Consider the following 14,191-nt stretch of genomic DNA (forward strand, 5'->3'; position numbering starts at 1 on the left):
CCCTGGGTCGAATTTTGCCGAGCGCGAAGACTTTTCCGTGCCTGAGGGCGAGGGGGACGAACCGGCGATCGATCTTCGCGCAGTCTGGGCGACGATCTTCCGCAATCGCTACATGATGATCGCGATCGTCGGGGTCGCGCTGATGCTCGGCATCGCCTCCGCGTTGCTGATGCCGCGCAAGTACACCGCGCAGTCGAGCATCCAGATCGACCAGCAGGTCGCGAAGGTTCTCGGCACCGAGGATTCGGAGCCGCAGGTCGCCGGCAGCGATGCCGATCGCTTCCTCCAGACGCAGGCGGACGTGCTCAACAGCCGGGCGATCGCACGTCGCGTTTCGGACAGCCTCGCGCTGAGTGCGAACGACGACTTCCTCAAGCGGATGACCGGCGCGCGCCAGATCGAGATCAAGCCGGGCGATGCCAGCCTTGCCGACCAGGTCGTCGACGTCCTGCAAAAGAACCTGACGATCGACCTTCGCCGCAACTCGCGCGTCGTCCACATCATCTTCACCAGCCGCGACCCCGCGCTCGCGGCAGAGATCGCCAACAGCTACGCGACCAACTTCATCGAGGGGAATATCCAGCGGAAATTCTCCGCGTCTTCCTATTCCCGCCGGTTCCTCCAGAACCAGCTCGGCCTCGCCAAGACGCGCCTCGAAGGATCGGAGCGCGACCTGATCGCTTATGCTCGATCGGCGCGGCTGATCGACGCCAGCGCGGGCGCGCGCCAGCAGGAAGCGGATAACGCGCCGCGGTCGCTCGTCACAGCCAACCTCATCCAGCTCAACGCCGATTCGGCGACATCGGAGGCCAACCGCCTGCGGACGCGCGCGCGGTGGGAGCAGGCGCGTCGTGCGCCGCTGATGTCGCTGCCCGAAGTGCAGGCGAACGAGGCGGTCCAGCGCCTGTCGCAGAAGCGCGCCGAGGACATCGCCAGCCTCAGCGAAGTCCGCCGCCGCCTGAAGCCCGACCACCCGGTCGTGATCCAGGCACTTGCCGAGATCGCCACGCTCGACCAGCAGATCCGCCAGCTCGCGGAGGTGACGCGCAAGTCAATCGAGAACCAGTATCTCACCGCCGAGCGCCAGAACCGCGCGCTCATCCAGCAGGTTACCGCGCTCCAAGGCGCCACGCTCGCCGAGCAGGGCCGCAGCGTTCGCTACAATATCCTGCGTCGCGAGGTGGATACCAACCGCCAGCTCTATGAGGGCCTGCTCCAGCGCTACAAGGAAGTCAGCGCCGAGGCGGGGATCACGACCAACAACGTCTCCAGCGTCGATACCGCCGAGCAGCCCCGCCGCCCGACGTCGCCGCGGCCGCTGCTCAACGTCGCGCTCGCGCTGATCGCCGGGCTCGCGCTGGCGATGCTGTATGCGTTCGGTCGCGACTATCTCGACGATTCGATCCGCGATCCGCAGGATGTCGAGCAGAAGCTGCACATCCCGCTGCTCGGCGTCGTGCCCGACACGCGGGGCGATTCGCCGCTCGACGCGCTCAACAATCCGAAGTCGGAGATCGCCGAGGCGTATCACGCGATCCGGACGTCGATCGAACTGTCGTCGAACCAGGGTCCGCCGCGGTCGATCCTCGTCACCGGCAGCAGCAAGTCGGAGGGCAAGTCGACAACCTCGTTCGCCCTCGCGCGCGACTTCGCCGGGCTCGGCCGCCGCGTCCTGCTGGTCGACGCGGATTTGCGGCGTCCGTCGCTGCACCGCACGCTGGGGATCACCTTGCCCGAGATCGGCCTTTCGTCGGTCCTTGCGCGGATGACCGAACGCGGCGCGTCGATCCTCCCGACCGCGTTCCCCGGACTCAGCTTCCTGCCGAGCGGACGTCTGCCACCCGATCCCGCGACGCTGTTCGCGGGGACGGCGATGCAGGATCTGCTGGCCGCGCTGGAGGCGGATTACGACGTCGTGATCGTCGACGGCCCGCCGGTCCTGGCACTCGCCGATGCGGCGCAGTTGACGGCCGCCGCGCAGGCCACCGTGTTCGTCGCCGAAGCCTCGAGCGCGCATTTCGGGCAGGCACGCAACGCCGTGTCCCGCCTGCTCCGCGCCGGCGGCACCGTGATTGGCTGCGTCATGACCAAGTACAACGCCAAGAAGGCGGGCTTCGGCCAGTCCTACGATTACTACCGCTATCGCTACGACGACGCGTCGAAATAAGCCGAACCGCTGCTCTGGCTTGGGCCGGAGTAGCTAGCGCAGGTCAGGGTTTGCCGCTCCGAGCCGTGGCAGGCGGCGTCCCGCCGGGACGCGTGCCGCTACCGCACGCGTAGCGAATCTTCAGCGCGACGACGACGACCGAGGCCGCTTCGCCCGACAGGTCGGAGGGCTTGTCGCGCAGATAGTCGATGAACGCCTGGCGCAAATCGCCTTGCGGGACATGCCGGGGCACGCAGAATTCGCGCTGGTTCAGCCACGCCTCGTACGCGCGGACCGTGTCATGCACGCCGGTGATATAGGCAAAGCAATAGGACGCGTCGGCCGGCACGTTGGACAAACAGCGCTGCCGCAACTGCCCAGCGCTGAACAACCCCCCGGCGAGCGGCCCCGCTGAGGCTTGCGAGCTTGGCGCTTGCGGGGCGGAAGCCTGCGGCACCGGCCCATTCGGTTTCTGGGACTGGACCAACAGCGGCGCGGCGAGCAGCAGGACGAGGGGCATGACCATGATCGCCCGTCGTTACGCGCTGGCGCGGTGCGCTTCAATTCACTAACACCCGACGAAGCAATGGCTCTTCTCGACCTTATTCGGCGACAGGCGCCCGCGTCGCACGAGCCGGCGCCCTTGACGTTGGTCCTCGATCCGAACACGGTTTCGTCGCTGCCGCCGGTGCGTCGGTTTCACCTCGGCGTGATCGTGCCCGCCCTGCTGGCGCTGATGATGATTGGGGGATCAATCATCGTCGCGGTCGTCAGCCTCGGGACGCCGCCGGACAAGACGTTCGACGCGACCGGCGGCACGCGCTGGGCGAGCACCGCGCGGATCGAGGCACCGTTCGCGCCCAAGACGATGCGCCCGCTGACGCCCGAGCAGGCGGTCGCCTGGAACGCCGCCGCGCCGACCGTGGCAAAGCGCGTCGAATCCGCGTCCACCTTCGCGCTGCGGACCGGGAAGGCGGAGGATTACAGCCGCTCGCTGCAATGCCTGACGATGGCGGTCTATTACGAGGCTGGCAGCGAATCGGACGATGGCGAGCGCGCGGTCGCGCAGGTCATCCTCAACCGGGTGCGCCATCCCGCCTATCCCAAGACGGTCTGCGGCGTCGTCCTCGACGGATCGCAACGCAGAACCGGCTGCCAGTTCACCTTCGTCTGCGATGGCGCGCTTGGTCGCTTACCGTCGCAGAAGGGCTGGCTGCGTGCCTCGCGGGTTGCGACATCGGCACTGGGCGGCGCGGTGTTCGCACCGGTCGGCTGGGCTACGCATTATCACGCCAACTACGTCGTGCCGTATTGGGCATCGAGCCTCGAAAAGGTCGCGGCGATCGGCGCGCACATCTTCTACCGCTGGAACGGTCCGGCCGGGCGAGGGGGTGCGTTTCGCGGCGTCTATGCGGGTAACGAACCGGCGATGACGCTGCCCGCCGCGGTGGTCACCCCGACGGCGACGGACGCCGCCGCAACGGTGGCCACCGCATCCGGTGCGGTTGCGCCGAGCGAGCGACCCGTCCTCAGCGGGTATCGCGCCAGCCTGCCCGACGATTCTCCGGTGCCGACCGTCAGCCTTGGCGAGCGGCGGGTGCTGCCGCGTGGTCCCGAAGTCGGCGACACCAGCGCTTCGGCGCCGACTCCAGAGCGCCGCGTCCTGCCGGTATCGCCTACCGCCAACTGAGCTCAGGGGGCGACGAGTTCGGCCCTGGACGGGCGCCGTCCGCGCAACGCCGCCGCGATCGGCAGTTCGATCAGCCGCCAGGACAGCCACCCCACGCCGAAGCACACCATGCAGGCGAGTGCCGCCATCGCGAGCAGCGCCGGTAGGCCGTATGCAACGATCGACACGGTCGCCGACGCGAACGCGCCCAGCACGAAGCTGTGCGTGAGATAGATGCTGTAGGACGCGTTGCCGAACGCACGCGAGAAGGCCGCGAACCCATCCGACCGTCGCGTCGCCGCGGGTGTCGTGAGCACGGTTACGGCCACCGCTCCTGCGATTGCAGCCATTGCGACGATCTGGCTCGGGTCGATAGTGGCGACTCCCAGCGCGGCCACGGCGACGACCGCGATGACCGACATCGGCAGCACCGGCAGGCGGTCGCCGATCCGGCGGCGGACGATCGCGATCACGATCCCGATCGCGAAATACCCCATGATCGGCCGCGTAAAGACATAAGCGGCGACCGATACGCCGACGCGGTCGGGTGGCGCATCGATGCCGGTCCCCGCTGCAACCAGCAACCCAAGTACCGCCAGCACTAGGAACGCGCCGCGCCGCGCCAGCACCGCGAGGCCCGCCGCGAACAGCAGGTAGAAGAACATCTCGTAATGCAGCGTCCACCCCAGCTCGTAGATCGGCTGGATCAAACCGTTGGCGCCGCGGTGGGGGATGAACGCGAACGACAACAGGATTTCGGCCACGTTCGGCAAGCGCGCCGCGACGATGGTCCGTGCGCCCATCGCCTGCGCCAGCCAGCCGAACGCCACGATCATCAGCGTCGTCAGGTAATAGAGTGGTGCGACCCGCAGGAAGCGGTTGCGCAGGAAAGACCAGCCCGATGGCGGCGGCCGGTCCTCCCGCAGCGCGATATAGACCATGATGAAGCCGCTGATCGCGAAGAAGGTGGCGACGCCGGTCTGGCCGAGCCGAGTCGTGAAATCGGGCAGGTCATGGGTAATCGCACCGCGCCGGACGTAGCGCTCCAGCAAATGCTCGACGACGACGCCCGACGCCGCCAGTCCGCGCAGCAGCTGGAGCGGCGCTATCTGGTCGCGGTCCAGCGCCGCATCGCGCGAGATCAGCCGCGAAACCAGCGGCACGCGCGCGCCAATCACGCCAGCCGCAGCATGACGATGGTCGCGTTCAGCGCGAACCCCAGCGCGACGCTCTTGATCATCTCGCGCGGCGTCACCGGCAAATTGGCGTTGATGATCGCCGCCACCAGCGAGGTCGACGCCGCGAACAGCAGCAGCGACCACCAACTCGGCCAGGTCGCGTTCTTCACATGCGCCCAATCGGTGATCAGCGGCAGCAGCACCATCAGGAAATGCCCGAAGCACGCCGCCAGCCAGTGCGACAGGAACCGCGGCAGGCTTTCGCCCAGTTCGAGATGCGGATCACCGCTCATCGACGATGCTCCGTTCGTCCTGTTCGGCATGCGCGACCAGCGTACCGATCAGAATCTCGTAATAGGCGGCGGCATTCGCCTCGATCTCGTCGTCGGCATCCGCCTGCGTCGCGCCGGCCTGTCCCGCCGCCGCCCGCGCCGCGCGGATCTGCCATTCGGCCATGTCGCGCCAGGTCGCCACGTCGCGTGCGGCGATCGCCTGTTGCGCAAGGCCGATCAGGATGACGAACGCGCCCAGCACCGCGACCGCGACCGCGAGGTAATAGCCATGCGCCCAGATCGCGCGCAGCCAAAAGCCGTAGATGACCGTGACGATCACCATGATCAGCGCCACCAGGCAGATCGCATCGATCAGCCGACCGATCCGCTTGGGCCACCGCGATTGGTTGAGGCCATGGTGAAGGGGGTCGGGCACGTCGCAATCCTGTCAGAGAAGATCCGGATCGGCAACCGACCGGCGGTGCTTGGCAAGCGACGCATTCGATACCCGCGCGCCGCCGGGACGGATCGTTCAGATTTGTACAGTCGCGGACGATAAGGCGCGGGCTGCGGCGTCCCGCTCGCGATCGGTCAGCGCCAATGCCGTCGCCGCGCCGGTCTTTGCGGACAGGAACGCCGCCTCGACGACCGCCATCACCGCCAGCGCTTCGATCGGCTCGACCGGATTTTTCGCCGCTCCCCGAACGGCCGCCGCGATGCCCCGATAATAATGGCGCTGGTCGCCGGGTAGCGCGCGCTGTTCGCGTTGCCCGTTGGCGACGTGGATCACGAGCGGATCGGGATCCTCGCCCCAGTTCGCGTCGCCCGGCCGCATTCCGCTCAGAAGTTGCGCCTCCTGTCGATCGGCGCATCGCTTCGTCATGCTGCCGGCGGTGCCGTGCACGGTGAAGCGGTCGACGCCGCCCGCGACCAGCATGCTCGCCTGGAGGATCACGCGGCGATGGCCATAGGACAGGACGACGTGCGCCCAATCGTCCGTCATCGCACCCGGGCGCTGCGTCGCGATCGATGCCTGAACCGTGTCCGGCAAGCCGAACAGGAGCAACGCCTGATCGACCAAATGCGGACCGAGATCGTACCAGATGCCGCTGCCCGGCCCCGACCGCTCGCGCCAGCGGTCGCGGACGTCCGGCCTGAACCGGTCGAAATGCGATTCGAAATGCGTGACGTCGCCGACGATACCTGCGTCGATCGCGGCGCGCACGGTGAGGAAATCGCTGTCCCAGCGCCGGTTGTGGAAGACGGACAGCAGCACGCCCCGATCTTCCGCCAGCGCGACAAGCCCGCGCGCTTCGTCGAGGTCGAGCGTGAACGGCTTGTCGATCACGACATGCTTCCCCGCCGCGATCGCTGCCCTCGCGAGCGGTGCATGCGTCTCGTTCGGCGTCGCGATCACGACGAGGTCTATGTCCTCGGCCCCGATCAGCGCGTGCGGATCGGCGTGGACCACCATTCCCGAAAAGTCCGCCTGCACCTTGTCGGTATCGCGCGACGACACCGCGCGAAGTTCGAGCCCCGCGACCGACGCTATCAACGGGGCATGGAAGGTCTTGCCCGACAACCCGTATCCGATCAGCCCGACGCGTACGGGGCCGGCTTGCTCGTCCGTCATGCTCATCGCCTCAGTCCATGCCCGCGCGGATCGCCGCCGCCGCCAGGAACGGTGCGCCTGCGACGAGCACGAGGCTGACCGCCGCGAGCAATTTCACCGCGCCCGCGCCGCCGGCCGGATCGAGCGATCCCGCGCCGAAGATCAGCAACGGGACCGCGAGCGGCAGCATCACGAGGCCCGTCACCGCTCCGCCGCCGCGTACGCCCGCGACCAGCGCGCTCGTCGCGACCGCGAGTGCGGCAAGGCCGGGCGTGCCGATCAGCAGGCCGATCTCGACGCGGAGCAGCGTGTCGGCCGACAGGTTGAGCAGGGCGGCAGCGATCACCGCGGCGAGCATCAGCGGCGGGCCGAAGCTCAGCCAGTGCGCGATCGTCTTCGCCAGCGCGACCAGCGCGATCGACATCCCGCGGACGACGAACTGGTCGAACACCCCCGCCTCGAGATCGGGACCGACGAGGCGCTCGACCGGCAACAAGGCGGCGAGCAAGGCCGCGGTCCAGATCACGCCGCCGCCGATCCGCGCGAGCAACGCCGCGTCGGGGCCGATCGCGAACGGGAACAGCGTCGCCACCAGCAGGAAGAACGCGACCACCAATGTCGCGCCACCGCTCGACACGCTGCGGCGCAGATCGCGGCGGATCAGCGCGATCACCACGCGATTTCCTGCGCGTGGGGAATCGCCAGCGGCAAGTGGGTGGCAACCAGCGCAATGCCGCCGGTGGCGCGGTGCTCCGCGATCAGCGTTTCCAGTCGGGCGATCGACACTGTGTCGAGCCCGTTGGCGGGTTCGTCGAGCAGCCACACCGGCGCTCCGCTGGCGGCAACGCGCGCGATCGCCGCGCGGCGGCGTTGCCCGGTCGACAGCAGGCGGACCGGAATGCCCGCGAGCGCGTCGAGATCGAGGGCGGACAGCGCGTGGGCGATCCGGGTATCGGGGGCGGGCGCAGTGTCCAATGCGGCCCAGAAACGGAGCGCGTCGATGAGCGTGCGGTCCGAGTCGAGCGCACTCGCCTCGGTCAGCAACGCCTTGTCCGCGTCACAGGTTACGGCGCCTTCGAACGGTGCGAGCAGGCCGGCGGCGATGCGGATCAGGCTCGATTTGCCGACGCCATTGGGGCCGGTGACGATCGCCGCATCGCCCGGCCCGAGGTCGAACGACACGCCCGAGAACAGCAATCTTCCGCCCCGCATGCACGCAACGTCTCGAAACGCGAGACTCACGTCGCGCTATCCTCCAGCGCGTGCATGTCGTCGTCGCTCAGGCCGAAATGATGGCCGATCTCGTGGATCGTCACATGCGCGACGAGATCGTCTAGTCGGACGCCGGTCTCGATCCATTCCTCCAGGATCGCGCGGCGGTACAGCACGATGCGATCAGGCATCGGCGCGACGTCCATCGACGATTTCTCGCCGAGCGGGCGGCCGTGATACAGCCCCGACAGGTCGAGCGGATGTTCGAGGCCCAGCGCCGCCAGCGTCTCGTCGTCGGCAAACTCCTCGACCGCGAAGACGATGTCGCCGAGATGCTCCGCGAACTGCTGCGGCAACTTGGCGATCGTCGCCCGCGCGATCGCCTCGATCGCATCGGCGTCGGGGGCCTCCCCGGATATTGTCGCTTGCCCGCTCATGCCGCCAGCCATACGCGTCGGCGAACTGTTGCGGCAAGGGAGAGCCCGATGATCGAAGCGCTGAACGATACCGAGCGGGCCGAGGCGCTCGATGGGCTCGACGAGTGGGATTACGACGATGCGCGCGACGCGATCACGCGGACGATCGTGTTCGCCGACTTCGTCGAGGCGTTCGGCTTCATGACGCAGGTCGCGCTGATCGCCGAGCGCGCGAACCACCATCCGGAGTGGAAGAACGTCTGGAACCGCGTGGAAATCCTGCTGACCACGCATGACGCGGGTGGGCTGTCACCGCGCGATATCGAGATGGCCGAAGCAATCGACGCGATCGTCGGCGACGCCTGAAGAACTTCTGTCTCGCCCCTCCCTGAAAGGGAGGGGTTGGGGTGGGTAGGCCGGCTTGAGCCACGAAAGGTTCGGGTATGCGGAAGCCGACCCACCCCTGACCCCTCCCTTCCAGGGAGGGGGATTTTCAGCCCTTCCGCATATCCCGGCGCATCCGCTTGCGCAGCGCACCCGGCATCCACCGCGCCGCGAACGCCATGCGGTGCGCGGTCTTCCCCACGAAAGTGTGCACCTTGTCGCCGTGCACCGCGGCCCAAGCCGCCTCCGCGACCTTGTCCACCCCGGTCAGTTCCAGCCCCGCACCCGTCACCGTCTCGCGGATCGAGTGGTTCGTGTTCCCCGCCGCGGAATCGAGCAGCGGCGTGTCGATGAAGCTCGGCACGATCGAGCGCACCTTGATGCCGTCCGCCGCCCATTCGCCGTCGAGCGCCTCGGTGATCGCGCGCACGCCGAACTTGGTCGCGGAATAGGGCGCGAGCCCCGCCGAGCCATAGATCGCCGACGCCGACGCGGTGTTGAGCAGGCACGATCCCGGCGTCCGCTTCAGATACGCATGGCCGATCCGCGCCCCGTTCAGCGCGCCGACCAGGTTGATCGCGATCACCCGGTCGATCTCGGCGAAGTCGGTCTCCGCGAGCGGTCCGCCCGATCCGATCCCGGCGTTGTTGAACAGCACGTCGAGCCGCCCGCCGGTGGTCGCGACGAACGCATCGAGCGACGCCACCCACGCATCGCGGTCGCGCACGTCCATCTGATAGGTGCTGACCATGCCCGCGGGCAGCAGCGCGGCGGTCTCCGCAAGCCCAGCGACGTTGACGTCGGCGAGCCCGACGCGCCAGCCTTTCCGCGCGAACAGTATCGCGGTGGCGCGGCCGATCCCCGATCCGCCGCCGGTGATGAAAATGCCCTGCTGGCTCATACCCTCTCCATTTGATTTTCCGGTATGTTTCCCGCATCCTGCGCGCAGATGCCAGACAATTCCCCAGCGCTCGCTTTCGAACGCGTCACCAAGAGATACCCTGGTTCTGGGGGCACGACGATTGCCGTCGACGGCGTTTCGCTGGAGATCGCGCGCGGCAGTTTCGTGGCGCTCGTCGGCACGTCCGGTTCGGGCAAGTCGACGCTGCTGAAGACGCTCAACCGCCTGGTCGAGCCGAGCGAAGGCCGCGTGACTATCGACGGTGCCGACGTCGCCGACGAGCCCGCCCCAGAACTCCGCCGCCGGATCGGCTACGTCTTCCAGAATATCGGCCTGTTCCCGCACATGACGATCGCCGAGAACATCGCGATCGGCCTGCGCATCGCCGGGCGCACGGATGAGGCCAAGGTCGGGGAACTGCTCGACCTCGTCGACCTGCCCCGCAACATTGCGAGCCGCATGCCCGACGCGCTCTCGGGCGGCCAGCGCCAGCGTGTCGGCATCGCCCGCGCGCTCGCACCCGGCGCGAAACTGCTGCTGCTCGACGAAGCGTTCGGCGCGCTCGACCCGGTCACGCGCGATGCGCTCGGCACGCGGATCCGCGAACTCCACGACCGGCTCGGGCTGACCACCATCCTCGTCACGCACGACATGGCGGAGGCGCTGTTGCTCGCCGACCGCGTGCTGGTGATGAAGGCGGGACGGATCGTCGCCGACGCCACGCCCGCAGATCTCGTCGCCGGCAAGGGTGGCGACGATGCGCAGGCTCTGGTGCAGGTGCCGCGCGCGCAAGCCGAGCGCCTCCAGGCGCTGGTCGCATGAGCGCCTTCCTAGACGCGCTCGGCCGCGTGCCGCCATTGCTCGCCAACCACGTCCTTCTCTCCGCGGCGGCGCTGCTGCTCGGCATCGCGATCAGCCTGCCGCTCGGCATCTGGTCCGCGCGCAACGCGACCGTGGCGAGCGTCTCGCTCGGCTTTGCGAGCCTCGTCCAGACGATCCCGAGCCTTGCGTTGCTCGCGCTATTCTACCCGCTGCTGCTCAGCCTCTCCGCGCTGGTCGGCGGCGGCATCCCCGCGCTCGGCTTCCTCCCGTCGCTGATCGCGCTGACTCTGTACGCGCTGCTGCCGATCCTGCGGAATGCGGTCGCGGGGCTGCACGGCATCGATCCCGCGGTGATCCAGGCGGCGGACGCGGTCGGCATGACGCCCGCGCAGAAACTGCGGCTGGTCGAGGCACCTCTGGTCGCGCCCGTGCTGATCGCCGGCATCCGCACCGCCGCGGTCTGGACGATCGGCGCCGCGACGCTGTCGACGACGGTCGGCCAGCCGAGCCTCGGCGACATGATCTTCGCGGGATTGCAGACGCAGAACTGGGCGCTGGTGCTCGCCGGCTGCGTGTCGGCGGCCGCGCTCGCACTGGCGGTCGACGCGCTGATCGGGGCGATCGAATACGGCATCCGCTCGCGCCGCCGCTGGCTCTGGATCGCGAGCGCGGTGGTGCTGGTGTTGGGCACCGCGGCGGCGACCGCCCCGCTCTGGCCCAAGGGTGGCGCGGACCGCACCGTCGTGGTCGGCGCCAAGAATTTCGCCGAGCAATATATCCTCGCGCGGCTGATCGGCGACCGGCTCGAACAGGCCGGCTATACCGTCGAATATCGCGACGGCCTCGGCTCGGCGGTCGTCTTCGGCGCGCTCTCCAGCGGCGATATCGACGTCTATGTCGATTACGCCGGGACGATCTGGGCGAACGAGATGAAGCGCAACGACGTCCCCGAACGCCCGGCGATGGTCGCCGCGATCGCCGATTGGGCCAGGCGCGAGCATCATGTCGGCCTGGTCGGATCGCTCGGGTTCGAGAACGCCTATGCCTTCGCGATGAAGGGCGACGCGGCGAAGTCCAAAGGCATCGCCAGCCTCGACGATCTGGTGAAGGCCGCGCCGGGCATGACGCTAGGCAGCGATCTCGAATTCCTCGAACGTCCCGAATGGGCCGCGGTGAAGCGCGCCTATCCGCTCCGCTTCGCCAAGACGACGCCGTACAGCCCGACCTTCATGTACCGCGCGCTGGAGAGCGGCAACGTCGATGTCATCTCCGCCTTCTCGTCGGATGGCCGGATCGCGGCGGACGGGCTCACCGTGCTGACCGACCCGCGGCGTGCGATCCCAGGCTACGACGCGATCCTGATGGTCGCGCCGAAGCGGGCAGGGGACGCCAAGTTCCTCGCCGCGCTGAAGCCGATGGTCGGCCGCATTCCGGTCGAGGCGATGCGCGCCGCGAACTACCGGGTCGACCGCGATACCGACAAGCAGACCCCCGAGGCCGCGGCGAAATGGCTCGCCGCGAAGACCGGGCTTCAGGAATAGGCGCGGTAGAAGAACACGATCGTCGTCGCGATCGTCACCAGCAGCGTCCACACGCGGATCACCTGCGGCGACAGTAAAAGCCCGAGTTTCGCGCCGAAATGGCCGCCGACGATCCCGCCGATCAGCATCGGCACGCATAGCGCCCACACCACCATCCCGGTCGCGATGAAGATGATCGTCGCGGCGAGGTTGGCGACCGCCAGCATCAGCGTCCGCGGCGGCGCGAGCGTTGCCGGCGTCGCGCCCGACAGCAATCCCCATGCCGCAGTCAGCATCAGCCCGACGCCGCCGCCGAAATACCCGCCATACACACCCAGCAGCGCCTGCACCGCGACCAGCGACTTCGGCCCGATCTCGACACGCGACCGGAGCCACAGCGATGCGCGCGTGCCGAACGCGATCGCCAGCGTCGCGAACAGCAGCAGCCACGGCACGATCAGGTCGAACGCGCGCGCCGACGTCGCCACCAGCAACAGGCTCCCGACCAGTCCGCCGACGAAGGTGATCCCGGCCATCGTCTTCATGCCGACGCCGGAGATCGGCTGGAGCCCGTGGCGATACGCCCACGCACTCGCCATCGCGCCGGGCTGGAGCGAGACGTTGCTGGTCGCGTTGGCGAAGGTCGACGGCACGCCGAGTCCGATCAGCGTCGGCATCGTCGCGAAGCTGCCACCGCCCGCCAGCGCGTTCATCGCACCGCCAAGAACCCCAGCCCCTGCCGCCAGCGCGACCGCAGTCCACTCAAGCAAAAGCGTCGGACTCGGCGGCGGCCTCGCGATCGATCTGCGCGCGGCTCTTCTTCTCCGACGCGGTCTTCAGCTGCCCGCACGCCGCATCGATGTCGCGTCCGCGCGGCGTCCGCACCGGTGCCGAGATTCCCGCGCCGAACACGATGCTGGAGAACGACTTGATCCGCTCGGGCGTCGAACACTCGTACTGCGCGCCCGGCCACGGGTTGAACGGAATGAGGTTTACCTTCGCCGGCAGCTCGTACTTCCGCAGCAACCGCACCAGCTCGCGCGCGTCGTCGTCGGAGTCGTTCTTATCCTTCAGCATCACATATTCGAACGTGATGCGGCGCGCGTTGTTCGTGCCCGGATAATCCGCGCACGCCTGCAACAATTCCTCGATGCCGTATTTCCGGTTGAGCGGCACGATCTCGTCGCGCACTTCCTTGGTGACCGCGTGCAGCGACACGGCCAGGTTCACGCCGATCTCGGCCCCCGCCCGCGCCATCATCGGCACCACGCCCGACGTCGACAACGTGATCCGGCGGCGGCTGAGCGCGAGCCCCGCACCGTCCATCACCAGCTTCAACGCGTCGCGGACGTTCTCGAAATTATACAGCGGCTCGCCCATCCCCATCATCACGATGTTGGTGAGCATGCGGCCCTCGGGCTGGCTCGGCCATTCGCCGAGCGAATCGCGCGCGAGCATCACCTGGCCGACGATCTCGGCGGGCGTCAAATTGCGCACCAACCGCATCGTGCCGGTATGGCAGAAGGTGCAGTTGAGCGTGCAGCCGACCTGGCTCGACACGCACAACGTGCCGCGATCCGCGTCGGGGATGAACACCATCTCGTAATCCTGCGCGTCGTCCGACCGCAGCAGCCACTTCCGCGTGCCGTCGGTCGACACCTGTGCCTCGACCACATTGGGCCGGCTGATCACGAAGCGCTGCTCGAGCCACGGGTGCATCGTCTTCGAGATGTCGGTCATCGCCGAGAACTCGGTCGCGCCGCGATTATAGATCCAGTGCCACAGCTGTTTCGCGCGCAGCTTGGCCTGCTTCTCCTCGAGCTGCGACGTCTCCAGCGCCATCCGCAGGTCGGCAAGCGACAGCCCGAGCAGGTCGATCCGCCCATCGCTGCGCGGCACGAAGCTGCGGGGAACGGGCACGGGATCGATGTGCCCCGGAATGGGCATGAGGTTCGCGGCGGTCTGCATGCGCGAGCCCGTAGCGGAATTTTCGTGATTTTTCTACTGGCTGCGGGAAGGGGGCGGTAGACACCCTTCTGATCCTCCCCTGCAAGGGGGA

General features: G+C 68.1%; 16 protein-coding genes. 5 read left to right on the top strand and 11 right to left on the bottom strand.

Annotated features, from left to right (window positions below; genetic code table 11):
- Positions 1–37: 37 nt before the first annotated feature.
- Positions 38–2,167: a GumC family protein gene (locus C8J25_RS00420; protein WP_167397629.1), complete on the top strand. Its 2,130-nt coding sequence runs from the start codon at positions 38–40 to the stop codon at positions 2,165–2,167.
- A gap of 43 nt (positions 2,168–2,210) precedes the next feature.
- Here C8J25_RS00420 and C8J25_RS00425 read toward each other — a convergent pair whose 3' ends face one another.
- Positions 2,211–2,672, bottom strand: coding sequence for a Rap1a/Tai family immunity protein (locus tag C8J25_RS00425; RefSeq protein ID WP_107951816.1), 462 nt, complete (start codon positions 2,670–2,672; stop codon positions 2,211–2,213).
- A gap of 117 nt (positions 2,673–2,789) precedes the next feature.
- Here C8J25_RS00425 and C8J25_RS00430 point away from each other — a divergent pair, with 117 nt between their 5' ends.
- Positions 2,790–3,836 (top strand): cell wall hydrolase, encoded by a 1,047-nt coding sequence (locus C8J25_RS00430; protein ID WP_244186623.1) that lies wholly within the window; start codon positions 2,790–2,792, stop codon positions 3,834–3,836.
- Between the two features lie 2 nt (positions 3,837–3,838).
- Here the strand turns inward: C8J25_RS00430 and C8J25_RS00435 are convergent, their stop codons facing one another.
- The 7 genes from C8J25_RS00435 to C8J25_RS00460 all read right to left on the bottom strand — a co-directional run bounded on the left by C8J25_RS00435 (position 3,839) and on the right by C8J25_RS00460 (position 8,526).
- Positions 3,839–4,978, bottom strand: a complete 1,140-nt coding sequence (locus tag C8J25_RS00435; protein WP_167397630.1) for an acyltransferase family protein — start codon at positions 4,976–4,978, stop codon at positions 3,839–3,841.
- Between the two features lie 11 nt (positions 4,979–4,989).
- On the bottom strand, positions 4,990–5,286 hold the full coding sequence (locus C8J25_RS20565) for a hypothetical protein (protein ID WP_056061473.1): 297 nt from the start codon (positions 5,284–5,286) through the stop codon (positions 4,990–4,992).
- Positions 5,276–5,701 (bottom strand): hypothetical protein, encoded by a 426-nt coding sequence (locus C8J25_RS00440; RefSeq protein WP_107951818.1) that lies wholly within the window; start codon positions 5,699–5,701, stop codon positions 5,276–5,278. Before C8J25_RS00440 ends, C8J25_RS20565 begins: the two co-directional genes overlap by 11 nt.
- 96 nt (positions 5,702–5,797) lie before the next feature.
- Complete coding sequence (locus C8J25_RS00445; protein ID WP_107952500.1) at positions 5,798–6,898, bottom strand: oxidoreductase; 1,101 nt, start codon at positions 6,896–6,898, stop codon at positions 5,798–5,800.
- Between the two features lie 10 nt (positions 6,899–6,908).
- Complete coding sequence (locus C8J25_RS00450) at positions 6,909–7,550, bottom strand: heme exporter protein CcmB (RefSeq protein WP_107952502.1); 642 nt, start codon at positions 7,548–7,550, stop codon at positions 6,909–6,911.
- Positions 7,547–8,119, bottom strand: coding sequence for a heme ABC exporter ATP-binding protein CcmA (gene ccmA / locus C8J25_RS00455; RefSeq protein ID WP_107951819.1), 573 nt, complete (start codon positions 8,117–8,119; stop codon positions 7,547–7,549). Before ccmA ends, C8J25_RS00450 begins: the two co-directional genes overlap by 4 nt.
- Positions 8,116–8,526 carry a metallopeptidase family protein gene (locus C8J25_RS00460; RefSeq protein ID WP_107952504.1) on the bottom strand — a complete coding sequence of 137 codons (411 nt, stop codon included), beginning with the start codon at positions 8,524–8,526 and terminating at the stop codon, positions 8,116–8,118. Before C8J25_RS00460 ends, ccmA begins: the two co-directional genes overlap by 4 nt.
- Before the next feature lie 48 nt (positions 8,527–8,574).
- On the opposite strand from C8J25_RS00460, the gene C8J25_RS00465 reads away from it, so the two are divergent.
- On the top strand, positions 8,575–8,871 hold the full coding sequence (locus C8J25_RS00465; RefSeq protein ID WP_055881974.1) for a 4a-hydroxytetrahydrobiopterin dehydratase: 297 nt from the start codon (positions 8,575–8,577) through the stop codon (positions 8,869–8,871).
- Positions 8,872–8,998: 127 nt separating this feature from the next.
- Here C8J25_RS00465 and C8J25_RS00470 read toward each other — a convergent pair whose 3' ends face one another.
- Positions 8,999–9,790 carry an SDR family oxidoreductase gene (locus C8J25_RS00470; RefSeq protein ID WP_056485057.1) on the bottom strand — a complete coding sequence of 264 codons (792 nt, stop codon included), beginning with the start codon at positions 9,788–9,790 and terminating at the stop codon, positions 8,999–9,001.
- 48 nt (positions 9,791–9,838) lie between these two features.
- Here C8J25_RS00470 and C8J25_RS00475 point away from each other — a divergent pair, with 48 nt between their 5' ends.
- Both C8J25_RS00475 and C8J25_RS00480 read left to right on the top strand, forming a co-directional pair.
- Complete coding sequence (locus tag C8J25_RS00475) at positions 9,839–10,612, top strand: ATP-binding cassette domain-containing protein (RefSeq protein ID WP_107951820.1); 774 nt, start codon at positions 9,839–9,841, stop codon at positions 10,610–10,612.
- Positions 10,609–12,153 (top strand): ABC transporter permease/substrate-binding protein, encoded by a 1,545-nt coding sequence (locus tag C8J25_RS00480; protein WP_107951821.1) that lies wholly within the window; start codon positions 10,609–10,611, stop codon positions 12,151–12,153. Before C8J25_RS00475 ends, C8J25_RS00480 begins: the two co-directional genes overlap by 4 nt.
- Here the strand turns inward: C8J25_RS00480 and C8J25_RS00485 are convergent.
- Positions 12,144–12,902 (bottom strand): sulfite exporter TauE/SafE family protein, encoded by a 759-nt coding sequence (locus tag C8J25_RS00485; protein ID WP_107951822.1) that lies wholly within the window; start codon positions 12,900–12,902, stop codon positions 12,144–12,146. The two genes, C8J25_RS00480 and C8J25_RS00485, sit on opposite strands and share 10 nt — an antisense overlap.
- Positions 12,895–14,100 (bottom strand): dual-specificity RNA methyltransferase RlmN, encoded by a 1,206-nt coding sequence (gene rlmN, locus C8J25_RS00490; RefSeq protein ID WP_056061442.1) that lies wholly within the window; start codon positions 14,098–14,100, stop codon positions 12,895–12,897. Before rlmN ends, C8J25_RS00485 begins: the two co-directional genes overlap by 8 nt.
- Positions 14,101–14,191 lie beyond the last annotated feature (91 nt).

Source organism: Sphingomonas faeni, from assembly GCF_003053745.1.
In the GTDB taxonomy this organism is placed as follows: domain Bacteria; phylum Pseudomonadota; class Alphaproteobacteria; order Sphingomonadales; family Sphingomonadaceae; genus Sphingomonas; species Sphingomonas faeni.

Bases quoted from the DNA above. Each gene is read 5' to 3' on its own strand.
- C8J25_RS00460 (WP_107952504.1), bottom strand. From the start codon at position 8,526: ATGAGCGGGCAAGCGACAATATCCGGGGAGGCCCCCGACGCCGATGCG.
- C8J25_RS00465 (WP_055881974.1), top strand. From the start codon at position 8,575: ATGATCGAAGCGCTGAACGATACCGAGCGGGCCGAGGCGCTCGATGGG.
- C8J25_RS00425 (WP_107951816.1), bottom strand. From the start codon at position 2,672: ATGGTCATGCCCCTCGTCCTGCTGCTCGCCGCGCCGCTGTTGGTCCAG.
- rlmN (WP_056061442.1), bottom strand. From the start codon at position 14,100: ATGCAGACCGCCGCGAACCTCATGCCCATTCCGGGGCACATCGATCCC.
- C8J25_RS00480 (WP_107951821.1), top strand. From the start codon at position 10,609: ATGAGCGCCTTCCTAGACGCGCTCGGCCGCGTGCCGCCATTGCTCGCC.
- C8J25_RS00470 (WP_056485057.1), bottom strand. From the start codon at position 9,790: ATGAGCCAGCAGGGCATTTTCATCACCGGCGGCGGATCGGGGATCGGC.
- C8J25_RS00445 (WP_107952500.1), bottom strand. From the start codon at position 6,898: ATGACGGACGAGCAAGCCGGCCCCGTACGCGTCGGGCTGATCGGATAC.
- C8J25_RS00475 (WP_107951820.1), top strand. From the start codon at position 9,839: ATGCCAGACAATTCCCCAGCGCTCGCTTTCGAACGCGTCACCAAGAGA.
- C8J25_RS20565 (WP_056061473.1), bottom strand. From the start codon at position 5,286: ATGAGCGGTGATCCGCATCTCGAACTGGGCGAAAGCCTGCCGCGGTTC.